Below are 22,697 nucleotides of genomic sequence, written 5' to 3' on the forward strand. Positions count from 1 at the left end.
GTTGTGCGGTCGTTGGGGTAAGTGTCACACCTAAGGGTGCACGCCTGTCAAGAGCCGGTTGTGCGGGGGAGCGATCAGGTGGGCGTGAGGATGGAACCGGTCCGGTGGTGGGCGACCAGTTCGGCCAGTCCGGGCTCGAACTCCGCGACGATCTGCTTGACGCGGAACTCGGCGAGCGGCCCGAGGGTGTCGTAGATCTCCACGAAGAGGTCCCTGGCCGCGGCGCGCGGCCAGTCGGCGGGCAGCAGCTCCGCCGGCAGGTCGGGATCGTGGTTGGGGAACGTCCGCCAGGTGTCCATGATCCCCGAACGCGCCACCAGCGCCTCGGACGCGCCGACCGCGCCCTTGCGGACGCGTTCCAGGAGGGGCGCGTACCGGGCCACGAACTCCTCGTAGGTGCGCCGGAGCTGATCGAAGTCCCACGCCTCCTGCGGGGCGCGCATGCCCGTCAGGTCCAGGGCCTCGGCGCGGAAGACCGTCGCCATCGGGATCTCCAGCTCGGTGAGCACCGCCGCCGCGCTGTCGGTGTTCGCCCGCGGCGAGACCCACAGCCCGTCGTAGAGCGGGGCGAAGCCGAGCCAGCGCAACCTCGCGCGCAGCGCGTGGCGCAGGTCGCGCTGTTCCTCGGAGATGGAGAAGGCCGCCATCACCCATCTGCCGTCCCAGGCGCCCTGCTCCAGGCCGAAGGACATGATCCGCTGCCTGCCCTCCAGCATCACCGCGGCGGCCCGGTCGGTCAGCCGGTAGTAGGTGCGCCGCCCGGACTTGGACGACTCCAGCAGATCCCGTCTGGTCAGGCGGCTGAGCGCGGCCCTGGCCGCCACGGCGGAGACCCCGAACTCCTCGGCCAGCCGCACCAGGGCCGCGGACGGCAGCTGCTCGGGCCGGCTGATCCAGTAGTCACCGAGCAGCGTCGTGATCAGGTGCTGCGGGGGTGCGCCGATCTGGAAGCGCGGAAAGTCGACGTTCCCTGCCTCGGACAGCTCTCTATCATTCACAGCGAGAGTATATTGGCAACGCTTGGACGTGCGCTCGTTATGGGAATGTCATGCTTCCATGGTGGCTCTCGATGCGGGGCGTCAGCGGGCCTCGCCGCCCTCCGCCCGCCACGCGCCGGCCAGGTCGCCACCGGCGAGGAGGTCCAGGCGGTCGCGGTCGGTCGTCGCGTCGAAGCTCGTGTGACGGTGGGCCACCGGCGACTCCAGGCCGGACACCTGCGTGAAGGTGTGGTGCGCTGCCAGCCCGGCCAGCTCGGGGTCGAATCCGGCGAGGATCTCGCGGAAGCGCTGCTCCGCCGGCTCTCCGAGCGAGTCGTAGATCTGCACGCACAGCCGCCTGGCCTCGTCGCGCGGCCAGCCGGCGGGAAGCAGCTCGGCGGGAAGGTCGGGGTCGAGCGTGGGGAACACCCGCCAGTCGGTCATGATCGCGGTCCGTAGCCGCAGCGCTTCCGCAGGGCACGGGACGGACATCGCCAGCCGCTCGGCGACCGGCCGGTGGGTGCGGATGAAGCGCAGGTAACGTTCGCGCAGCGCGGTGACGTCGAAGGCGCGGGCCGGCACCGGGTCCAGGTCGTCGTCGGCGACCTTGCGGGCCCGGAACACCACCGCCCCGCGCACGCCCAGCCTTCGCGCGAGCTCGACGACGTCGTCCGTCATGTCGTGCGGGGACACCCACACCGCGTCGAAGATCATGCCGAAATGCAGGAGACGCAGCCCGTCGCGCAGCGCGCGGCGGGTGTCCCGCTGGTCCTCGGGCACCGAGAACGTGACGACCGTCCACTTCCCGTCCCAGCGCGGGGTGGCGGCGCCGAAGGTCAGCAGCCGGCGCATGTGCGCCACGATCACGTCGTTGGCCCGGGGCGGCAGGCCGTACGCGGTGGTGCGACCGTTGCGGGAGCTGGTCAGCAGCCCTCGCGAGGTGAGCCGCCGCAGGGCGGCGCGGGCGCTGGCCGCGGTGATGCCGAACTCCTCCAGCAGCCGCACCAGCGCCGCCGACGGGATGTGCTCCTGCCGCCAGAACCAGTAGTCGCCCAGCAGCGTGGTCAGCAGCCGCTGTGGCTCGGCCCCTTGCCGAGCCCTTGGCAGGGAGCCGGGCTCCGGCGACGCGGCCACCTGGCGTCGGTCCATCGTCAGACTCCTCAGCCGGTGAGGGGCCCAGCAGGCCACGCCCGATCACGGACGGGCTGACCGGGCTCGACCTGGGTGAATTTTACGGCGTCCGGGCATCCCGGCGTGGTCGGTCCGGGAGGCGACGATCGCGTGAGACGCCTCCTTCAGCGTGGCACGTGAGGGCGCAGGAAACGGCCGGGGGAGTAGCGGACGAACTCCGCGCCGCCCAGGGCCGGGTCCTCGGCGGCCAGGCGTGCGGCGAGCCGGTTGAGCTGATGAGCATTGACGCCCGTCCAGCGGCCGGTGACGACCCGGCTCCGCAGGGTCCGCACCGCGGCGACGAACTCGGCTCCGGTGTAGCGGCAGTGGCCCGGCCGGTCGACGAACGCCTGGCGCAACATCTCCCCGTTTCCGGCGCGCCGCACCACGTCGGAGTAGGCGCGGGCCTGGGTGACGGTGGGGTAGTTGTCGCCGCGCTCGTGCACCGTCAGGACAGGGACGCCCAGCGCGCCGCGTGGGGTGAAGTTGTCCTCCATGTAGGTGACGGCGCCGGGGTCGGCGGAGACACGCGGCGCCGCGCCCAGGGCCGCGAGGTCGGCGTCGAGGTCCAGCCCCGCGCTGCCGTAGAGGGCCCGCACCTGTTCCATGCGCCCCGACTGCCGTAGTGCCCGGCGGTAGTCCACGCCCGTGTTCCAGGAGAAGTTCCCGCCCGCCCGCTGTTCCAGCGGATGGCGGGGAGAGAAGACGGTCGCCATGAACGCCGCGTACTGCTGGGCCTGTTGTGCGGCCCAGTCGCGCGCCGCCGGTTCCGGGGTGCCGGGGACCGACCAGGTGGAGACCTGGGCGAAGGACGCGGCCAGGGCGATGCGGGCCCGGCCGGCCGGAGTCTGCTGGGCGGCGCCCAGGACGGCGCGGGCGGCCGCGGTGCTCCGCGCCTCCTCCTCCGCCGAGGCCAGCCGGACGAGCTTGACCGCGTCGTCGCCGGGGGCGAGCAACGTCTTGAACGCGAAGGCCGCGTCGAACGACTGGTTGAGCATCGCCACCGGCCCGGCGACCGAGGCGCAATAGGGCAGCGCGCCGTCGATCAGGTCGGGCCGGCGTTCGGCCAGGCCGGCCGCGATGGCGCCACCCATCGAAGCCCCCCAGGCGAGGGTGACCGCGGGTGTCCCTGCCACCTCGGCGAACGTGGCGAGCGTGGCCGCGGAATCCCGCAGGGTCTCCTCGACGGCCCAGCCGTCCCCGTAGGGCCGGGTGCCGGCCAGGGCGTAGCCGTGGGCCAGCAGCCGGCGCCGCGCGGCGGTGTCACCGCCGAGGTCGGCCGGCAGGTGCTGCGGGCCGGCTCCCTGGCCGTAGCCGGGACTGAACGCCAGCACGGTGCCGTTCCAGCCGCGCGGGACCTCGATCGCGTAGGTGGCGCCGCTCGGGTGGACGCCCGTGACGCTGATGGGACTGGCCCGGCCGGTCGTCGCCGAGGCGTGGGGCAGGCCGGCGGCCGGTGGGAGGGCGAAGGCCGTGGCCGTGAGCACCGTCACGGCAAGGGTCGCCCGATTCATCACTGAACGGGGATTGATGTCCGCCTCCATGGGTGGGAAGCTGCAGCGACGAAACTAGGCAACAGTTAGATGGACGGTCGTCAAGATTTAGCCGCTCATAATGTTCGACAGTAATCCTACGGTCGTCACAGAACCGTTGACAATGCTCGTGGACCTGCTTACTTTGGCCCGACCACCTGCATGTGAGGAGCCTCGATGTTCCGAAAGTCAGCTCTGGGCGTCATCGCGGCGGGTGCCGCGATCGCACTCCTGCCCGCCTGTGGTGCCGGTCCAGGAAGCACCCGCAGCGCATCCGCAGACGGTGGCCGGCCCGGCGAACTGGTCTTCGCCGCCATCCCGTCGGAGCAGAGCGACAACCTCGAAGCGTCGTTCGCCCCGATCGTCTCCGCGCTGCGGAAGGACCTCGGCGTACCGGTGCGGTTCCAGGCCGTCACCAGCAACGCCGCCGTCGTCGAGGCCCAGGTCGCCAAGCGGGTGGACGTCGCCGTCTACGGAGCCTTCAGCTACTACCTGGCCCGCAGCCGCGCCGACGTCGAGCCCGTCGCCGTCCCGCTGGCCGTCCCGGACGGCGACCCCGGCGCGCACGCCTACGGGGTGACCCGCGGTGACGACAAGAGCATCGCCTCGCTCAAGGACGTCGCCGGCAAGGACGTCTGCTTCACCGACCCGGGCTCCACGACCGGCTATCTCCAGCCCCTCGCCTCGCTGCGGGAGGCCGGCGTCGATGTGGACAACGACGTCAAGACCGTGTTCACCCACGGGCACGACACGGCGGTCGCCTCGCTGCTGGCCGGCGACTGCGACATCGCCTTCGTCGGCGACGTCTTCATCGACCAGTTGCTGCCCGCCCGCGGCCAGCTCAAGCCGGGGCAGGTCACCAAGGTGTGGACCTCGCCGCTCATCCCCGGGCCGCCGATCGTGGTCGGCACGTGGCTTCCGCAGGACGTCCGCGACAAGATCTCCAAGACGGTGACCGGCCTGACCGCCACCGGCGCGGCCTCCGCCGGGCTGTGCAAGGGCAACGAGATCAAGGGGCCGAAGAACTGGGGCCGGCACGCCGACGCCACGGCCTGCGCCCTCGGCACCTCCACCGCCTGGACGTTCGTCAAGGCCACCGACGCCACCTACCAGCCGATCGCGCGCATCTGCGAGATCACCAAGGCCGAGGTCTGCACGTCCGGTGGCTGAGGAACCCGCCGCGATCGGCGACCCCGTGCTACGGCTGTCGGAGGTCGGCAAGGGCTTCCACGGCGTCACCGTGCTCGACGACGTCTCGCTGGACGTCCCGCGGAGCCAGTTCGTCGCCCTGGTCGGCCCTTCAGGAGCCGGCAAGTCCACGCTGCTGCGGCTGGTCAACGGCATGCACCTGCCGGACAGCGGCACCGTGCGCACCCTGGGCGAGGACCCGGCCGCCTGCTCCCGCAGCCGGCTGCGCGCCCTGCGCGCCAGGGTCGGCTTCGTCTTCCAGCAGTTCGGCCTCGTCGGGCGGCTGTCCGCGCTGGAGAACGTGCTGATGGGCGCGCTCGCCACGCTGAAACTGCCCAGGTACGGGGTGATGAGCTACCCCCGCGCGCTGCGGGTCAGCGCCGTGGAACATCTGGACCGGGTCGGGCTGGCCGACCTGCGGTTCCAGCGCTGTGACACGCTCTCCGGCGGGCAGCAGCAGCGGGTCGCGGTGGCCCGGACCCTGCTGCAGAGCCCCGAGCTGATCCTCGCCGACGAGCCGGTCGCCTCGCTGGACCCGGCGGCGAGCGTGCTGGTGCTGGAGATCCTCAAACGGATCAGCGCCGAGGACGGCATCTCCGTCGTGTGCAGCCTGCACCAGGTTGAGTACGCGCTCTCCACCGCCGACCGGGTCGTGGCGCTGCGCGGCGGCCGGCTGGTGCTGGACGAGCCCGCCGCCGGCCTCACCGCCGAGCGGCTGCGGGAGATCTACGGCCCTGCGGCTTCCTGGGGGCCAGGCTGATGACCAGCACCACCCCCGCCACGCACGCCCCCGCCGCGCCGGACCCGGGCCCGCTGCGGCCGCCGTGGAGCGCCCGCGCCCTGGTCGCGGCAGGGCTGCTCGTCGCGGCCGTGGCCGTGACCTGGCTGACGTTCTGGTGGATCGGCCTGTCCCCGGCCACGCTGGCCGCCGGTCTCGACGACACCGCGCGGCTGCTGCGCCGGATGTGGCCGCCCGCCCTGTCCGGCGCCGGCGACGTCGCCTGGATGATCATGGAGACGCTGCTCATCGCCGTGGCGGGCACCGGCCTGGCGGTGCTGGCCTCGGTGCCGCTGGCCTTCACCGCCGCGCGCACCCACCGCGGGCCCCGCTGGCTGCGCCCGGTCGCGCGGGTGACCGTCGTGCTGACCCGGGCCGTGCCGACGCTGGCCTTCGCGATCCTGTTCGTACGGATCTTCGGCCTGGGTCCGCTGGCCGGCGCGCTCGCCGTGGCCGTGCACTCGGTGGGCATGATCGCCAAGCTGCTGGCCGACGCCGTCGAGGAGGCCGACCCCGTCCCCGCCGAGGCCGCCCGCGCGTGCGGGGCCGGCGAGGCGCAGGTGGCCGTCTCCACCGTCCTGCCCCGCGTCTTCCCCGCGCTGACCGCCATCGTGCTGTACCGCCTGGACATCAACATCCGGACGTCGGCCGTGCTCGGCGTCGTCGGGGCCGGCGGCATCGGCGTGGCGTTGCAGACCGCGCTGGGCAGCCTCAATTACCACCGGGCGGCGGGCATCATCTGCGTGATCGTCGCCCTGGTGCTGCTGCTGGAGCTGCTGTCGGTGGCGGTCCGCCGCCGCGCCAGAGCCGGCCGGTCCGCCGCGGGCTCGACGGGCCCCGCCGCGCTGCCTGCCGGGCGTGCCCCGCACGACGTCGGCTGGGACCGAGGCCGGGTGCTGCGGGTGGCCGGCACGGTCGCCACCGGGGCGGTCTTCCTCGTGTCACTGTGGTCCCTGCAACCCGACCTGGGCCGGCTGTCCGGCGCCTGGACGAACCTGCGCGGCGTCCTCACCGGCATGTGGCCGCCCGCGTTCTCCGGCGACCTGGTCATGGCGGTGCTGGAAAGCCTGCTCATGGCACTGGGCGCCGCCGCGGTGGGCGCCGCGTGCGGGCTGGTGCTGGCCCTGCTCACCGCCGTCAACACCACCCCTTGGCGGCCGCTGTCCGTGGTGGTCCGGGTGCTGCTGGTGGTGGTCCGGGGCATCCCCGACCTGGTGTACGCGCTGCTGTTCGTGGCCGCGCTGGGGCTCGGCCCGTTCGCCGGCTTCCTGGCCCTGTGGATCTCCTGCACCGCGCTGGCGGCCAAGTTCTTCGCCGACTCGCTGGAACAGCTCGACCCGCTGCCGCACGAGGCGCTGACCTCGGTCGGCGCCCGCCGGTGGCAGTCCTTCGCCGCCGGGACCTGGCCACAGTTCGTGCCGTCCTTCACCGGCAACGGCCTGTTCGTGGCCGACCTGGCGCTGCGCGAGTCGATCGTGCTCGGCATCGCCGGCGCGGGCGGCGTCGGCTACCTCATGCAGGAGTCGATCGCCACGCTGAGGTACGACACCACCGCCGCGATCGTCATCGCGATCGCCGTCGTCGTGTACGCCATCGAGACGCTCGCCCGGATCGCGCGCAGGCACCTGCTGTGAACGAAGGGAATCCACCATGACGACCACCGGCGACGGCCTCGGACGCGCCTCCGACTGGGACCCCACCGCACCGGAGACCTTCGACAGCTCCCACGAGACCTACGCCGAGCTGCGGCGGCGCTGCCCGGTGCCGTGGAGCGACGCCTTCGGCGGCTTCTGGGCCGCCACCCGCTACGCGGAGGTGGTGCGGGTGGCCAGGGACAGCCAGACGTTCAGCACCGCGGTGCAGAACGTCGTCCCGCACGTGCCGCGCGCCCAGCGCCGGCCGCCGCTGCACTTCGATCCGCCCGAGCACGAGATCTACCGCGCCCCCATGGACCGGGTGCTGCGCCGCAGCGTGGTACGGCGTCTCGAACCGGCCTTCGCGCAGGCGGCACGCGAACTGCTGGAGCCGCTGCTGGCCCGCGGCGGCGGCGACTACTCCCAGGAGTTCGCGCTGCCGTATGCGGCGCAGTGCTTCGCGATCTTCCTCGGCCTGCCGGTCGACCAGGTGCTGGAGATCCGCCGGATCGGCGTCGAGTACAGCTTCGCCATCCAGGAGATGGACCGGGCCCGAGTCATGGCGGCCAGTGACGAGTTGTACGCCATCGCCCGGGCCATCGTCGACAACCGCCGGGCCGACCCCCGCGCCCCGGACGAGGACCTGGTGAGCAGCCTGCTGCGGGCGTCCGGCGACCCGGAGCGGCCGATCCCGGACGACCTGGTGGTGGCCACCGTACGGCAGACCGTCGTGGCCGGCATCGGGGCGCCGCACGCCGTGCTGGGCAGCGCGGCCGTCCACCTGTCCCGCGACCCTGACCTCCAGGACCGGCTGCGCGCCGACCCCGGGCTGCTGCCGGCGACGATCGAGGAACTCCTGAGGCTGTACGCCCCCTACCGGGTCTTCGCCCGCACCGCCACACGGGACGTCGAACTCGGCGGCCGCACGGTGCGCGCCGGCGAGGCCATCGCGATGATCTTTCCCTCGGCGAACCGGGACGAGGCGGTGTTCGACGACGCCGACCGGCTCGACCTCGAGCGGCGGCCCAACCGGCACCTCGCGTTCGGCCGGGGCGCGCACCGCTGCCCCGGCGCGGCGATGGCCCGGCTGGAGATGACGGCCGCGCTGGGCGAGCTGCTCGCCGGCACCACCCGCGTCGAACCGGACGGCGAGGTGGAGATGTTCAACTGGCTGGAGTTCGGGCCGAGATCGGCGCCGCTCCGCCTGGTCCCCCGCGGCTGAGCCCGTCTCCCGGGCCGCCGTCCGGCCGGCCATCCACACCCCTGCTCCCGTCCATCAACCGTGGAGGAAACGCGTCATGTCAGCCCGCTTCATCACCGCGCGGACCTTGCTGGCGGTGACCGTGGGGGCAGCCGTCCTCACCGTCCCCGGCTCCGCCGCAGCATCGTCCGCCGTGGGGTCGTTCGCAGTGGCGTCGTTCGCTCAGAATCCGCCACCGCAGGAGCCCTCCGCGGCCGGCGGCCCGACGCCGGCCGTGCTGCCCACGGTCCGGGAGGCCGCCGACGGGTTGCCCGGGCACACCGTCTACCGCCCGGCCGAGCTCAAGGCGCTGCGGAAGGGCAGCCTGCCCGTGATCGTGCACGGCAACGGCGCCTGCGCGACGAGCAACCTCGAAGGGATCACGTTCCTCACCGGCCTGGCCTCCCAGGGATACATCGTCGTGGCCAACGGCGGGGTGGACGAGTTCCCCGTCCCCAGCACCCCGGACAGGACGACGGCGCACCCTGAGGCGCTCCTCGCGGCCGCCCGTTGGGCCACCGAGTCGAAGCGGGCCCGCAAGCAGTTCGACGGACGGGTGGACACGACGCGGGTCGGCGTGCTCGGCCACAGCTGCGGCGGCATCGAAGCTCTCGCCGCAGGGACCGACCCCATGATCGACGCGGTCGCCGGATTCAACACCGGATACCTTGCGGAGCCGAGCTTCGGCGGCTACGGGCGCGACCGGCTCGCCGACCTGCACACCCCCACGCTCCTGGTCAACGGCGGTCCCGACGACGTCGCCCAGCAGAACAGCGTCGAGAACTACGCCATGCTCGACGTCCCCGCCGTCCTGGCCAGTGACGCGGCGGCCGGCCACGTCGGCCTGATCGCGGGGCTCCAGGCGACCATGGGCTGGCAGGTGGCCGCGGACTGGTTCGACTACGTCCTACGCGGGGATCGGGCCGCCGGGGCGCGCTTCGCCGGCCCCGGCTGCGGGCTCTGCACCGAGGACGGCTGGACGATCGAGTCGAAGGGACTGCCGCTGTGATCAGCCGAACGATCGTGTGCCTGGCCGCCGCCGCGGTGACGGCCGCCGGCTGGAGCGGAACCGCCGGCGCAGCCCTCGCCGGGCCCTCCGGTGACACACCGTGCCTGCCGGACTCTCCCGCCCGCCCCAGCTGCGTCAGCGGCACCCTCGATGACGGCACGCCCTACGAGTTCGTCGTCCCGGCCCGCTGGAACGGCACTGTGGTGGTCGCCCTCGACTTCGCCGGTTCGGGCCCGAACGAGCCCCTGACCGCGCGGTTGCTGGCCGACGGCGTGGCCCGCGGCGGGACGAGCCGGGCGATCACCGGCTGGGACATCCGGTCCGCCATCGACAACCAGGCCGAAGCGCTGGCCCGCTTCGAGCAGGCCTACGGCCGGGCCCGCAAGGCGATCGCCTCCGGGACCTCGATGGGAGGTTTCGTCGCCGCAGGCGTCGCGCAGGTCCACCCCCACGCCTTCGACGCGGCCGTCCCGATGTGCGGCGGACTGGGCGGGTCCGTCGCCCAGTGGAACCAGAAGCTCGACACGCTCTTCGTGCTGGAGCGCCTGATCGCGCCGGGGTTGCCGGTCATCGACATCCCGGAGGACGTCGAGTCGGCCAGGAAGGCGTGGATCGACGCCCTCGCCGCGGCGCAGCAGACTCCCGAGGGCCGGGCCAGGATCGCACTCGCCGCCGCGATCGGCCAGCTGCCCGCCTGGGGCCGCAACCCCGACGGGTCCGCGCCGCCGCCTCCGGACGGCAGGGACGCCGGCGCGCTGGAGGAGGGCGCCTACCTGGCGCTCGCCGGTGGCCCCCTGCCCTACGTCGGGCAGGCCATGAGCAGCCGGCGCCAGATCATGGCGGTGGTCGGCGGAAACCCGTCCTGGAACACCGGCGTGGACTACGCGAGGCAGCTGCGCTTGGCCGATCCGGCCCTCCGGCGTGCCGTCGGGGAACTGTACGAGGCGGCAGGCCTGGAACTCGCGGCCGACTTGAAGGACCTGGCCGCCGCGCCTCGCGTCGCGGCGGACCCGGACGCCGTCGAGCGGTTCTCCCGCGGCATCGTCCTGGACGGCGAGCTGCGGATTCCCGTGCTGACCCTGTCGGGCACCGGTGACCAGATCTCCACCGTCGCCCAGCAGCAGTCGTACGGGGAGAAGGTGCGCCGGGCCGGCGCGAGCTCCCTGCTGCGCCAGACGTACACGCACACCGTCGGCCACTGCGACTTCTCGCCGGCGGAGCAGCAGGCCGCGCTGGCGACGGTGCTCGACTGGCTGCGGAGCGGTCACTGGCCCGCGACGTCGGCCCGGGCGATGAATGCCCGCGCGGCGGCGCTGAGGGCCGACCCCGCCCCTCGGTACGCCTCGTTCAGCCCACCCCGGTTCAACCGGCCCTACCCGCGCTGAGCCGCACGGCCCGCCTGGGCGGATCGGGCGTCAGTGAACGATGGCGAGCATCACGTCGGAGGCTGAGGGGCGTTCGTCCGGGCGCTTGTTGAGGCAGGCGCCCACGATGCCTCGTAAAGCGGGCGGCAGCGGCGACAGATCAGGGTGGATCGTGAGCACCCGGTTGAACACGGCAGGCACCGTGTCCTCCCCGAACGCGGGCCGGCCCGTGGCCGCGAAGATGATCGTCGATGCCCAGCTGAACACGTCGGAGGGCGGGCCCACGGTCTCTCCTGAGAGCTGCTCGGGAGACATGTAAGGGGGAGTGCCGACCATCTTCCCCGTCGTCATGGTCACCTGGTCGAGCGCCTTGGCGATGCCGAAGTCGATCACCCGGGGGCCGTCGTGCCCGATCAGCACGTTGCTCGGCTTGAAGTCGCGATGGACGATGCCCGCCTTGTGGATGGCCGCCAGCGCCCCGGCCGTGGCCAGCGCCAGCCGGGTCAGCCCGTCCTCGTCGCGCGGGCCATGCTTCTTGACCAGTTGCTCGAGCGACGGGCCCTCGACGTATTCGCTGACGATGTAGGGGTGCCGGCCGGAGATGTTCACATCGAGCAGGCGGGCTGTGGAGAACGTCGCCACCCGCCGGGCCGCGTCCACCTCTCGCGCGAACCTCTTCCGCGCCATCTCGTCGACCAGGTCATGCAGCACCTTCACCGCCACCCGCGCCCCGTTGGGCGCGGTCGCCAGGTAGACCGCGCCCTGCCCGCCCCGCCCGAGCTCCCGGAGCACCTGGTAGTGGCCGACCCACTCCGGTTGCCCGGGACGCCGCCGATGCGGCGGGCTGGGGGAGGTGGTGCGCTTGTGCACGTCCATCGGCCGGTGCGGAGGAAGGGGCGTCGCTCTGAGGCGGGCGCGCACCATCTGGGGCACGAGGATGCCCGCATGGATGGCCCCTCCGCCCCAGCTGAGCAGCAGCCCCAGCGTGACCAGAACGGCCAGGAACTCCGGGACGTCCTCGAAGCTGGCGTAGGCGAGGGCCGAGATCGTGAACGAGCCGATGCCGACGAGGTAGACGCACGCGGCGACGAAGTGCCAGACGTTCCGCAACCAGTAAGCCGCGAACCCGATGCTGAACGGGGTCGCCAGGCCGCAGGTGAACAGGGGCAGGCAGGCCCACAAGACGGCGGCCGCCCACCTCCCGCCACTGGGACGGACTGAATGGCTGTGGTGCATGGCGGAGAGACTATCGTTCAAGTACCGGTTCATATCGGGCGAGTGCACAGGTTGTGGATAACCGCCTCTCAGCCTGTGGATAGCTGTGGAAAAACTGGGGACAATGCTCTGGCTCATTCACCTGCGAGGCCAAGTGCGTCATGATGTTGAACATGGGGCGGATACCGGGAGTCGGACTGGCAAAAGGGCTGTCCATCACCCTTCGCCACATGCTGCGTAAATCGGTCACGCAGCAGTATCCCGAGGTCAAGCCCGCTCTACCGCCGCGGAGCCGGGGCGTTATCGCCCTGGTTGAGGAAAACTGCACCTCTTGCATGCTCTGTGCCCGGGAATGCCCAGACTGGTGCATCTACATCGACTCGCACAAGGAGACCATCCCGGCCCCCGAGGGCGGCCGCGCCCGCCAGCGCAACGTCCTCGACCGCTTCGCCATCGACTTCTCCCTGTGCATGTACTGCGGCATCTGCATCGAGGTGTGCCCCTTCGACGCCCTCTTCTGGTCGCCGGAGTTCGAGTACGCCGAGGGCGACATCCGCAACCTCCTCCACGAGAAGGACAAGCTGGCCGCCTGGACCCAGACCGTACCGCCGCCGCCTGCTCACGACCCCGGCGCCGAGCCGCCGAAGGAACTCACGGCCGCCCCGCGCCGCCCGGCCGCCTCCCGCGCCACGCCGTCCGCCAGGCAGCCCACCGCGCCGAAGCCCGCGACCGCACCGGATCCCGACGGCGCGGCGGACCCCGCGGGCGGCACGTCCGAGCCCGCCGAGGAGAGGTCCACGTCCGGCACGCCGGAGCCGACCGCGGACGCGCCTACGACAGGCCCCGCGGCGCCATCACGGCCCGCAGGCGGTCGGGAGCGTCCCCGCCGATCCATGGCCGACGTACGGGCCATCCGCCCCCCTGGCGCCCTTCCGCCCGGAGCTCAGGGCGACGCTCCAGCCGAAGGCCCTGACCCGGCGGACACCGGCGGACCGGCGGCTCCCCCGACCGGCCCCGAGAGCTCCGAGCCCGAATCCGCGGAGGACACCGGACGCTCCGAGGGGCAGGAAGCCCGCCCTCAGGGACCGGCTTCGTCCACAGGCCGGCCGTCCCCGGACACGTTGTCCACAGCTTCGAGCCACCCGCAACCCGAGCCCGGCCCGCCGGAGCAGACTTCACCCGCGAGCCCCCGCAAGCGGAGGATGGCCGATCCACGGTCCATCCGTCCGCCAGGGCGGCTCGGTCCTGACGACACAAGGGAGTCCGAGGAGGAGTCGTGACCGAGGCGGTGCCCTCCTACCTGTCACCCACCGGGCAAGAGATCGTCTTCTTGCTGCTGGGCGCGGTAGCGGTCGGATCGGCGCTGCTCGTCGTCACGACGAGGCAACTCGTTCACGCCGCCCTCTGGCTGGTGGTCTGCTTCGGCGCGCTGGCCGGCGGCTATCTCGTCCTGACGGCGGAGTTCGTGGCATGGGTCCAGGTCCTCATCTATGTCGGCGCGGTGGTCGTGCTGATGTTGTTCGGCATCATGCTCACCCGCGCGCCCATCGGCCCCTCCGCGGGTCTCGACAGCGGCAACCGGGTGGTCGCCGCCGTGGTGGCGGTGGCGACGGCGGCGGTCCTGGTCACCGTGGTGATCGACGGTTTCCGCACCGCCTACGCCCCGCTGCGCCCGGGCAAGGGTGCCGCCAAAGAGCTGGGCGCCAGCGTGTTCGCCACCTGGGTGCTGCCTTTCGAGGCGCTGTCCGTGCTGCTGCTCGCCGCGTTGATCGGCGCGATCGTGCTGTCACGCACCGACATCCCCGGCGGCTCACCCGCCGAGCCCGCGAGCGCTCCGCCCTCCGCCCGGCCGGGAAACTCCCGCTCCCCGAGCAGCCCCGAGACCGCCCAGCCGCCGGCCCGGTCCGGGAACACTTCGCCGTCCGACCAGACCATGGGCAGCACACCACCCGAGCAGACCGGGGGTCACTAGTGCACATCGTCTACCCGGCGGTCGTCTCCGCGCTCCTGTTCTCCGTGGGCGTCTACGGCGTGCTCGCCCGGCGCAACACGATCCTGGTGCTGATGTCGGTCGAGCTGATGCTCAACGCCGTCAACCTCAACCTGGTCGCGTTCGACGTGTGGCTGGGTGACCGCCTGCACAGCGGTCAGGTGCTCACCCTCTTCGTCATCGTCATCGCCGCCGCGGAGGTGGGCCTCGGCCTGGCCATCATCCTGGCGCTCTACCGCAACCGCCGCACCGTCGACATCGACCATCTCCGCGACCTCGCCGAGCCCGCCGACGACCCCGGGCGCCCGCAGACCGTGCCGAGCATGCCCGCCGGCGACGGGCTACGGACAGCCCCGCGCACTCTCACCGACCCGCCCGGCCCGCCGGCGCCTTCGGAACCACGCGCCGACGACCCCGGCCAGGAGCAGCCGGCCGCCGGTCGCGGGGGCGACAGGCCCGTCAGGCGAGGGGGCCCGCGATGACGACTTTTCCCCTGCTGGCGGTCCTGCTGCCGTTCCTCGCCGCCTTCGCGGGCCTGCTGCTCTCCCGCCTGCCCCACAGCGAAGGCCCCGGGGCAGGAGCGGCGGCCGCGCGGGCGAACACCAGGGCGGCCTGGATCGCCGTCCTGCCCACGGCCGCCTCCGCCGTCCTGGCCATCGGGCTGGCCTGGGGCCCCGGGTTCGCCTTCCTCAACGGGGAAGGCGCCACCACCTCGCCGCCCACCGGCCAGACCTACGGCACGATCGTCACCGGCGGCGTGCCGATCTCGCTCACCCTGCAGGCCGACAACCTGTCGGGCGTCCTCGGCGTCCTGGTGACCCTCGTCGCCCTGGCCGTACAGATCTACTCGGTCGGCTACCTCAAAGACGACCCGCGCTACCCCTCCTACAGCGCGTTCATCAGCCTGTTCACCAGCGCGATGTTGCTGGTCGTCTACGCGGGCGACCTCCTGGTCCTCTACGTGGGCTGGGAGATCATGGGCCTCTGCTCCTACCTGCTCATCGGCCACTGGTGGGAAGACCGCGGCAACTCGCGCGCGGCGGTCAAGGCGTTCCTCGTCACCCGCCTGGGCGACGTCGGCTTCCTCTTCGGCATCTTCGTGCTGGGCCTGGCCGCGGGCAGCTTCCGCGTCGCCGACGTGCTGGCGAGGGTGCCGGAGATGTCGCCGGCCACCCTGGTGACGGCCACGATGTTGCTGCTGGCCGGGGTGGCGGGCAAGAGCGCCCAGGTGCCTTTGCACACCTGGCTGCCCGACGCGATGGCCGGTCCGACGCCGATCAGCGCCCTCATCCACGCCGCGACCATGGTCGCCGCCGGGATCTTCATCGTGGCCCGGCTCTTCCCCGCGTTCCTGGCCGCCCGGCCCACGCTCGACGTGCTGGCCGTCATCGCCGCGCTGGGCATGCTGGGCGCCGCGCTGGCCGCGCTGGCGCAGGACGACCTGAAACGCGTGCTCGCCTACTCCACGGTCAGCCAGCTCGCCTACATGGCCGGCGGGCTCGCCGCGGGCTCCGACACGTCGGCCGTCTTCCACCTCGTGACGCACGGGGCGTTCAAGGCGCTGCTGTTCCTCTGCGCGGGCGTGGTCATCCACCACGTCGGCTCCAACCTGATGGCGCGGATGGGCGGCCTGCGCCGGGAGATGCCGGTCACGTTCGTGGCGACCACGATCGGGTTCGCCGCGCTGATGGGCCTCCCGCCGGCCAGCGGCTTCTTCAGCAAGGACAGCCTCCTCGTGGCGATGGACGGCGCGCTCGCGACCGGGGTGCTCACCGACGCGGCCGCCCTGCTCCTGTACGCCTGCGCGCTCGCGACCGTGGCCGTCACCGGCGCGTACGCCACCAGGGCCTGGCTCCGCACGTTCTTCGGCGAGGCGACACCCGCGGCGCTTCCCGAGCCCGAGCCGGGCACCGCCCACGTCGTCGACGGCCGTGAGGCCCCCCGCTCGATGCTCGTGCCCGTCGCCCTGCTCGCCGTTCCCGCCCTGCTGCTGGGCTTCGCCGTCGAGCCGCACCTCGCGCTCGGCGTGGCGGCGACCAGCGTCGTGCTCGCCCTGCTCGGGGCGGGGGTGGTCTACGCTTTCTGGCGCATCGACCCCGCCGCCGACCCGGCCCGCCTGCTGGGGCCGTTCCGGGCGCCGTGCGAGCGGGCGTTCCACGTCGACGGCCTCTACGCCGCGCTCTTCGTACGCCCGGTCATGGTGCTGGCCAGGCTCGTGGTCAGCACCGACGACCGGGTCGTTGACGGCGCGGTGCGCGGGTCGGGCAGGTCGGCGCGTGGCCTGTCGGGAGCGCTGAGGTTCGCCCAGAACGGCAACGTGCAGCTCTACGTGAGCGGGCTGCTGGCCGGTGTCCTGCTGATCGTGGTCGGGGCGGTGGTGTTCACATGATGGGCTGGCTTCCCGTCGCGCTGCTGGCCGTGCCGCTGCTCGGCGCGCTCCTGCTGCTCCTCGCGCCGCGGGCGCTCCGTCCCCATCTGCGCGCGTACGGGCTGGTCCTGTCCGGCGTCACGCTGGCGCTGGCCGTGCTGCTGGTGGCGGCGTTCGACTACGGTCAGGCGGCGCGCCCGCAGTTCGAGATCGACCAGCCGTGGATCCCCGGGCTGGGGCTCCGCTTCCACCTCGGCGTCGACGGGATCTCGCTGCCGCTGGTCGCGCTGACGGCCCTGCTGACGTTCCTGTGCTTCGTCTACCTCTGCTGGGGCCGCGCGCGGGCCGGCGAGCAGCTCATGACGGCGCGGCCGAGAGCGCTCGTGTTCACGCTGCTCGTGCTCGAGATCGGCATGATCGGCACGTTCCTCGCCCTCGACCTGCTGCTCTTCTTCGTGTTCTTCGAAGTCGTGCTCATCCCGATGTACTTCCTGATCGGCATCTGGGGCGGCGAGGGGCGCAGGGCGGCGTCGGTCAAGTTCATCCTGTACACCCTGCTCGGCTCGGTCGTGATGCTGCTCGGCCTGCTGCTCGTGTGGGCGCAGACCGGCACGCTCGACATCGAGGCGCTGGCCGCGGCCCACGGCGCCGGCATGGCGAGGTCCGTACAGATCCTGGCGTTCGTGGCGATCGCGGTGGGCCTGGCGGTCAAGACGCCCATGTGGCCGCTGCACACCTGGCTGCCCGACGCCCACACCGAGGCTCCCACCGTGGGCTCCGTGCTGCTCGCCGGGGTGCTGCTCAAGATGGGCACGTACGGCTTCGCCAGGATCGCCATCCCCGTCCTTCCCGAGGGGGCCGCGGCCGTGGCGCCGTGGCTCGGAGCGCTCGCCGTCGTCGGCATCGTCTACGGCGCCCTCGCCTGCCTGGCGCAGCGCGACCTCAAACGCATGATCGCCTACTCCTCGGTCGGCCACATGGGCTTCGTCCTGCTGGGCTTCGCCACGCTGACCCCCGTGGGCATCAACGGCGCCCTCTTCGCCAACGTCGCCCACGGCCTGATCACCGGCCTGCTGTTCTTCCTGGCCGGGGCGGTCAAGGACCGCTACCACACCGCCGACATGCCGTCGCTGGGCGGCGGCCTGCTGGCCACGGTGCCCCGGCTGGGTGCGGTGCTCACGTTCGCGTCGATCGCCTCGCTCGGGCTGCCGGGCCTGGCCGGGTTCTGGGGGGAGATGCTGGCGCTGTTCGGCGCCTTCCAGCCGGCGAACACCCTGCCGCGCCCGCTGTTCCTCACCTACATGGTGATCGGCGGCCTGGGCGCGGTGCTGACGGCGGCGTACTTCCTGGTCATGTTGTCCCGCGTCACCCACGGCCGTCCCGCCCGTCCGGCGGAGCGGGTCCTCCAGGGCGCGGGCGGTCCGTCACCGGGTGCGGGCCATCCGGACGCACCGGATGGTGACGCCCATGACACCCCCGGCGAGCGCCCGGTGGCGCCGCTCGACGCCGGCGGCGGGCCGGCCGAGATCGGGGACCGACCGGACGACGTCCGCACCCACGAGCTGCTGGCCTGGACGCCGCTCGTGGTGCTGATCCTGCTCTTCGGGCTCTGGCCGGGCCTGCTGCTGTCGCTCACCACCCCGGCCGTGCAGCTCCTGCTGGGAGGCGCCTCGTGATCCAGCAGATCGACTATCTCGTCATTGCACCCCCGCTGGTGCTCGCGCTGGCGGCCGGTCTGGTGCTGCTGCTCGACGCGTTCCTCCCGGCCCGCCCGCGCACGAGGGGCGTGCTGGGGCTCGTCACGCTGGCGGGCGTGCTGGTCTCCCTGGCTTTCGTGCTCGTCCAGGCGGCAGGGGGCGGCACGCCGCGGTCGACGTTCTGCGTCCCGCCGAGCCTCGCGGACCCGGCGACGGCGCAGTGTTCGTTCGTGGCCGACCGGTTCACGCTGGTGTTCGCGGGCATGGTGCTGGTCGCGGCCGTGGTGGTCGTGCTGCTGTCGATGAGCGAGCTGGCCGGCGGCGGCATCCCGGTGGGCGAGTGGTATTTCCTGCTCCTGTGCACGTTCGTCGGCGCGGTCACCCTGCCGGCCTCCCGCGACCTGATCATGCTCGTGGTGGCGCTCGAGCTGGTGTCGCTCCCTGTCTTCGCCCTCACCGCGCTCAAACGCTACGACGGCCGCTCCTCCGAGGCCGCGGTGAAGCTGTTCGTCGTGTCGGTGGTGTCGACCGCCGTCATGCTGTTCGGGGTCTCCCTGCTGTACGGCATCGCGGGCACGGTCTTCCTGCCCCGCCTGGGGGCCGTCTTCAGCGGCCAGGCCCAGGCGCCCGGCGTGGCGCTCGTTCAGGGCGACCTGCCCGCGGTCGGCACGGTCGGCGTCGTCCTCGTCGTGGCGGGATTCGCGTTCAAGATCGCCGCAGTGCCGTTCCACTTCTGGGCGGCGGACGTCTACCAGGGCGCGCCCGTGCCCGTGGCCGCGCTGCTCTCGGTCATCTCCAAGGCGGCCGGGTTCGCGGGCCTGATCCTCGTCCTGGTGGCCGCGCTGTCCGGGCAGGCCGCCACGTGGGTCCCGATCATCGCGGTTCTCGCCGCGCTGACCATGACCGCGGGCAACCTGCTGGCCCTGCGCCAGCGCTCGGCCGTACGCCTGCTGGCCTGGTCGTCGGTGGCGCAGTCCGGCTACATCCTGGCCCCGCTCGCCGTGACGGTCACCGCCGACGGCGGCACCGCGATCGGCGCGTCCATGGCCTACCTCGTGATCTACGCCGCGATGAATCTGGGCGCGTTCGCGGTCGTCATGCTCGTCTCGAAGACCACGGCCCGCAACGAGCTCGACGACTACCGCGGGCTGGTGTTCCGCCGTCCCGCCGCCGGGCTCGCGCTGGCGTTCTGCCTGATCTGCCTGGCGGGGCTGCCTCCGGGGCTGGCCGGGCTCTTCGCGAAGGTGTTCGTCTTCCGCGAGCTCGTCGAGGGCGGCTCCGGCTGGCTGGCGCTGGTCATGGCGGTCAACACCGTGATCGGCCTCTACTACTACGCCGTCTGGACGGCGCGCCTGTTCGCCTCGGCCCCCCAGCCGGAGCCCGCGCCGGAGCCCGCGCCGCCGCGCACGTTCCCGGCGACCCTGCCGGCCATCGGGATCGCCGTGGCGGTCGCCGTGTTGTTCTCGGTCGCGCCGCAGCTGGTTCTCGACGTGACAGCTCTGTCCGCGTTCGGTTGACGCGCGATGACATGCGGGTGAAAGGTCGCGCTCTGCCTTCAGCTGAGCACGCCGGGGAACGAAGAACCGGGTCATCATCGTTGGACTGAGGTGAACCCAGGCACGAAAGGGGGAGCCTTGCACCACAACGGTCTGCGCACCGCCGTTCTGCTCGGCGGATTGTCGGCGTTCATTGTGGCGGTGGGCGCGTGGTTGGGCGGCGGCACCGGTGTGCAGATGGCGCTGGTGCTCGCCCTGGCGACCAACGGCGTCGCCTACTTCTTCTCCGACCGCATCGCCCTGTCGGCCATGCGTGCCCGGCCCGTCGGCGAGGTCGAGCACCCCACCCTCTACCGGATCGTGCGCGAGCTGTCGACGCAGGCCAGGCAGCCGATGCCGCGCCTGTACATCTCGCCGACCGTGCAGCCCAACGCGTTCGCGACGGGACGCAGCCCGCGCAAGGCCGCGGTGTGCGTGACGTACGGGCTGACCCAGCTGCTCGACGAGCCGGAGCTGCGCGGTGTGATCGGGCACGAGCTGTCACACGTGTACAACCGCGACATCCTCGTCTCCTCGGTGGCCGGTGCGCTGGCCACGATGATCACCTGGCTCAGCTATGTGGCCGTGTTCTTCGGCGGGTCGGATGACGACGAGGGGCCGGGTTTCCTCGGCGCGCTGCTGATGATGGTGCTCGGGCCGGTCGCGGCCGGAATGGTGCAGATGGCGATCTCGCGCGCGAGGGAGTTCCAGGCCGACGAGTCGGGCGCCCGGCTCACGGGCGACCCGCTCGCGCTGGCCTCGGCGCTCCGCAAGATCGAGCTGGGCGCCCGCCGCCTCCCGCTTCCGGAGAACAGCCGCCTCACCTCGGCCTCCCACATGATGATCGCCAACCCGTTCAGCGGCTCCGGCTTCGGCCGCCTGTTCTCCACCCACCCGCCCACCTCCGAGCGAGTTGCCCGACTTGAGCGCATGGCCGGATATCGTCGTTGACGATGGGCCGATTTCCACGATTAACCAAAGCGGAGCGCAAGCTCTGGGACGCCTTCCCCACGGGCCGGCTCGTCGAGCTGAGCCCTTTGGAGATCAGCGCCGGCCGCCCGGCAGGGTCGAACGCACCCACCGACGGCCACACCTGGGGCCCCGACCGTACGATCAGGGCCGAGGTGATCACCCGGCTGCTGCTCGGCGCCCGTGACGACGGCGGGGGCGCCGCGCCGGCCCTGCGCCTGCGCGGCGCCAGGATCACCGGCCGGCTGTCGATCGTCGGCGGCACGATCCCGTACGAACTCGTCCTGAGCGGCTGCCACCTGGACGAACCCATCCAGCTCACCGGCTCCGCCACCCGCACCATCCGCCTGACCGACTGCCACTTCCCGGGCCTCAGCGGCGGCGGCATGCGGGTCGCAGGCCACCTCAGCCTCTCGGGCTCCCACAGCACCGGCACCGTCCGCGTGAGCCGGGCCCAGTTCGAGAGCGGCCTGTGGCTGGGCGGCACCAAGGTGGTGTCCGACGACGGGAAGTGGGCGCTCTACGCGAACTCCATCGTCGTCGACTCCGGCATGTACATGCGCAACGCCGACCTCACCGGCGGCGTCAGCCTGGTCGGTTCCCGCCTGAACGGGGGGTTCTTCCTCGACGGCGCCACTCTCCGTAATCCCGGCAAGGACGCCCTGACCGCCGACAACATGGTCGTCGAAGACAGCATGCGCTGCACCGGTGGATTCCAGGCATCCGGCTGCGTACGGTTGCGCGGCGCCCGCGTCAACGGCACGCTCGCGTTCGCCGGCGTCCTCAGCAGCCCCGACACCCGCTACGCACTCCACGCGAGCCACATGGAGGTTCGCGAGCTGTCACTCACGCCGTCGGAGCCCATCGACGGCGTCGTCACCCTCGCCCACACCACGGTCGGCACCCTGCACGACAGCCCCGACACCTGGCCGGACAAGCTCCGCCTCAACGGCCTCACGTACGACCGTCTGCGCGGTTCTGGCGTGGCCCGGCGCATCGAGTGGGTGACGCGCGACCCGGAGGGGTTCCGGCCGCAGCCGTACGAGCAACTGGCCGCGTGGTACCTCAGCGACGGCAACGACGCGCTCGCCCGCCGCGCCCAGCTCGCCAAGTTGCGCGCCAGGCGGCAGACACAGGGGCTGGGCGGCCGGATGTGGGGGCGGCTGCTCGACGCGGCCGTCGGGTACGGCTACCGGCCATGGCTGGCCGGCATGTGGTTCACGCTCCTGCTGGCCGTCGGAACGGTCGTCTTCGCACTCAACCCACCCAGGGCCCTCAAACCCGATGAGAGCCCCGATTTCAACTCGTTCGCCTACAGCTTCGACCTCTTGCTCCCGATCCCGGCGTTCGGGCAACGGGAGATGTTCGACCCGGCGGGCTGGACGCAGTGGCTCGCGTACGGGCTGATCGTCTGCGGGTGGATCCTGGCGACGGCGCTGATCGCGGGCGCTACGCGAGTCCTCCGCCCGCAGTGATCTTCCGCAGGATCTCCGCGAGATTCACGGGGAAGAAGACCTCGCGCGTGCTCTCGAGCTCCGCCACGCTCCACCACCTGTAGGCGGTCGTCGTGTCCTTCTCGATCTGCTCCATGTGCTCGAACGACACCGCCGCTTCGGATCCGACCCTGACCGCGAAGAACGTCTGATCCTGCGTGATGGCGTAGTCGGACCACTCGAACTCGATCACGCTGGATCCGTACGGACCGGTGAACTGGCTCACGTCCGCCCGGATCCCGACCTCCTCGAACAACTCCCGCGCCGCCGCCTCCTGCAACGTCTCGCCGCCCTCGGCGGCCCCGCCGATCGTGAACCAGAACGGCTGATCAGGGCGAGCAGGATCAAAACCGTGAAGCAGCAGAACGCGATCCTGATCATCAAGGGGCAGGGCACGTGCCGTGAAGCGGCGCAGGGGGATCTTCGTCACGACAACTGAGCATAGGCGGGCCGGACCCGAGGCACAGGCGGGGTCACGCCGCCCTCGTACGAGAACGCCGCGCCCGGCCATGTGCCCCGTATGCCCCTCAGCCACCTC

The 22,697-nt window shown here is 72.1% G+C and carries 18 protein-coding genes and 1 pseudogene; 14 read left to right on the forward strand and 5 right to left on the reverse strand.

What is annotated here, in order from left to right:
• Positions 1 to 74 precede the first annotated feature (74 nt).
• The 3 genes from ABGB14_RS36635 to ABGB14_RS36645 form a co-directional block, all read right to left on the reverse strand.
• Complete coding sequence (locus ABGB14_RS36635) at positions 75 to 998, reverse strand: PaaX family transcriptional regulator C-terminal domain-containing protein (protein WP_347648436.1); 924 nt, start codon at positions 996 to 998, stop codon at positions 75 to 77.
• An 81-nt stretch (positions 999 to 1,079) separates the two neighbouring features.
• A complete protein-coding gene (locus tag ABGB14_RS36640) occupies positions 1,080 to 2,126 on the reverse strand; it encodes a PaaX family transcriptional regulator C-terminal domain-containing protein (protein WP_347648437.1) in 1,047 nt (348 codons plus the stop codon).
• A gap of 146 nt (positions 2,127 to 2,272) precedes the next feature.
• The gene (locus tag ABGB14_RS36645) at positions 2,273 to 3,640 is read right to left on the reverse strand and encodes an alpha/beta hydrolase (protein ID WP_347648438.1); all 1,368 of its coding nucleotides are present in this window, start codon (positions 3,638 to 3,640) and stop codon (positions 2,273 to 2,275) included.
• A gap of 216 nt (positions 3,641 to 3,856) precedes the next feature.
• Here ABGB14_RS36645 and ABGB14_RS36650 point away from each other — a divergent pair, with 216 nt between their 5' ends.
• The 6 genes from ABGB14_RS36650 (at position 3,857) to ABGB14_RS36675 (ending at position 10,913) form a co-directional block, all read left to right on the forward strand.
• On the forward strand, positions 3,857 to 4,849 hold the full coding sequence (locus ABGB14_RS36650) for a phosphate/phosphite/phosphonate ABC transporter substrate-binding protein (protein ID WP_347648439.1): 993 nt from the start codon (positions 3,857 to 3,859) through the stop codon (positions 4,847 to 4,849).
• The gene (locus ABGB14_RS36655) at positions 4,842 to 5,627 is read left to right on the forward strand and encodes a phosphonate ABC transporter ATP-binding protein (RefSeq protein ID WP_347648440.1); all 786 of its coding nucleotides are present in this window, start codon (positions 4,842 to 4,844) and stop codon (positions 5,625 to 5,627) included. The genes ABGB14_RS36650 and ABGB14_RS36655 overlap by 8 nt, the downstream gene beginning before the upstream one ends.
• Positions 5,627 to 7,279 carry a phosphonate ABC transporter, permease protein PhnE gene (phnE, locus tag ABGB14_RS36660; RefSeq protein WP_347648441.1) on the forward strand — a complete coding sequence of 551 codons (1,653 nt, stop codon included), beginning with the start codon at positions 5,627 to 5,629 and terminating at the stop codon, positions 7,277 to 7,279. Before ABGB14_RS36655 ends, phnE begins: the two co-directional genes overlap by 1 nt.
• A 16-nt stretch (positions 7,280 to 7,295) precedes the next feature.
• Complete coding sequence (locus tag ABGB14_RS36665; RefSeq protein WP_347648442.1) at positions 7,296 to 8,501, forward strand: cytochrome P450; 1,206 nt, start codon at positions 7,296 to 7,298, stop codon at positions 8,499 to 8,501.
• 76 nt (positions 8,502 to 8,577) lie between these two features.
• On the forward strand, positions 8,578 to 9,528 hold the full coding sequence (locus tag ABGB14_RS36670) for a hypothetical protein (RefSeq protein ID WP_347648443.1): 951 nt from the start codon (positions 8,578 to 8,580) through the stop codon (positions 9,526 to 9,528).
• Positions 9,525 to 10,913, forward strand: a complete 1,389-nt coding sequence (locus ABGB14_RS36675) for an alpha/beta fold hydrolase (protein ID WP_347648444.1) — start codon at positions 9,525 to 9,527, stop codon at positions 10,911 to 10,913. Before ABGB14_RS36670 ends, ABGB14_RS36675 begins: the two co-directional genes overlap by 4 nt.
• Positions 10,914 to 10,943: 30 nt before the next feature.
• Here ABGB14_RS36675 and ABGB14_RS36680 read toward each other — a convergent pair whose 3' ends face one another.
• On the reverse strand, positions 10,944 to 12,128 hold the full coding sequence (locus ABGB14_RS36680; RefSeq protein WP_347648445.1) for a serine/threonine-protein kinase: 1,185 nt from the start codon (positions 12,126 to 12,128) through the stop codon (positions 10,944 to 10,946).
• A 209-nt stretch (positions 12,129 to 12,337) separates the two neighbouring features.
• Here ABGB14_RS36680 and ABGB14_RS36685 point away from each other — a divergent pair, with 209 nt between their 5' ends.
• The 8 genes and pseudogenes from ABGB14_RS36685 to ABGB14_RS36720 all read left to right on the forward strand — a co-directional run bounded on the left by ABGB14_RS36685 (position 12,338) and on the right by ABGB14_RS36720 (position 22,141).
• On the forward strand, positions 12,338 to 13,387 hold the full coding sequence (locus ABGB14_RS36685; protein ID WP_347648446.1) for a 4Fe-4S binding protein: 1,050 nt from the start codon (positions 12,338 to 12,340) through the stop codon (positions 13,385 to 13,387).
• Complete coding sequence (locus ABGB14_RS36690) at positions 13,384 to 14,079, forward strand: NADH-quinone oxidoreductase subunit J (RefSeq protein WP_347648447.1); 696 nt, start codon at positions 13,384 to 13,386, stop codon at positions 14,077 to 14,079. The genes ABGB14_RS36685 and ABGB14_RS36690 overlap by 4 nt, the downstream gene beginning before the upstream one ends.
• Positions 14,079 to 14,393: pseudogene (gene nuoK / locus ABGB14_RS36695) on the forward strand (NADH-quinone oxidoreductase subunit NuoK); the annotation flags it as partial. The gene ABGB14_RS36690 and the pseudogene nuoK, both read left to right, overlap by 1 nt.
• A 182-nt stretch (positions 14,394 to 14,575) precedes the next feature.
• A complete protein-coding gene (locus ABGB14_RS36700) occupies positions 14,576 to 16,486 on the forward strand; it encodes an NADH-quinone oxidoreductase subunit L (RefSeq protein WP_347648448.1) in 1,911 nt (636 codons plus the stop codon).
• Complete coding sequence (locus ABGB14_RS36705) at positions 16,483 to 18,141, forward strand: NADH-quinone oxidoreductase subunit M (protein WP_347648449.1); 1,659 nt, start codon at positions 16,483 to 16,485, stop codon at positions 18,139 to 18,141. The genes ABGB14_RS36700 and ABGB14_RS36705 overlap by 4 nt, the downstream gene beginning before the upstream one ends.
• A complete protein-coding gene (locus tag ABGB14_RS36710) occupies positions 18,138 to 19,679 on the forward strand; it encodes an NADH-quinone oxidoreductase subunit N (RefSeq protein WP_347648450.1) in 1,542 nt (513 codons plus the stop codon). Before ABGB14_RS36705 ends, ABGB14_RS36710 begins: the two co-directional genes overlap by 4 nt.
• 117 nt (positions 19,680 to 19,796) lie before the next feature.
• Positions 19,797 to 20,648: a zinc metalloprotease HtpX gene (gene htpX / locus ABGB14_RS36715; RefSeq protein ID WP_347648451.1), complete on the forward strand. Its 852-nt coding sequence runs from the start codon at positions 19,797 to 19,799 to the stop codon at positions 20,646 to 20,648.
• Positions 20,649 to 20,650: 2 nt separating this feature from the next.
• A complete protein-coding gene (locus ABGB14_RS36720; protein ID WP_347648452.1) occupies positions 20,651 to 22,141 on the forward strand; it encodes a hypothetical protein in 1,491 nt (496 codons plus the stop codon).
• Here the strand turns inward: ABGB14_RS36720 and ABGB14_RS36725 are convergent.
• Complete coding sequence (locus ABGB14_RS36725) at positions 22,116 to 22,589, reverse strand: NUDIX domain-containing protein (RefSeq protein ID WP_347648453.1); 474 nt, start codon at positions 22,587 to 22,589, stop codon at positions 22,116 to 22,118. The genes ABGB14_RS36720 and ABGB14_RS36725 overlap by 26 nt on opposite strands.
• Positions 22,590 to 22,697 lie beyond the last annotated feature (108 nt).

The sequence above is a fragment of the Nonomuraea sp. B10E15 genome (genome assembly GCF_039871615.1).
Lineage (GTDB): Bacteria > Actinomycetota > Actinomycetes > Streptosporangiales > Streptosporangiaceae > Nonomuraea.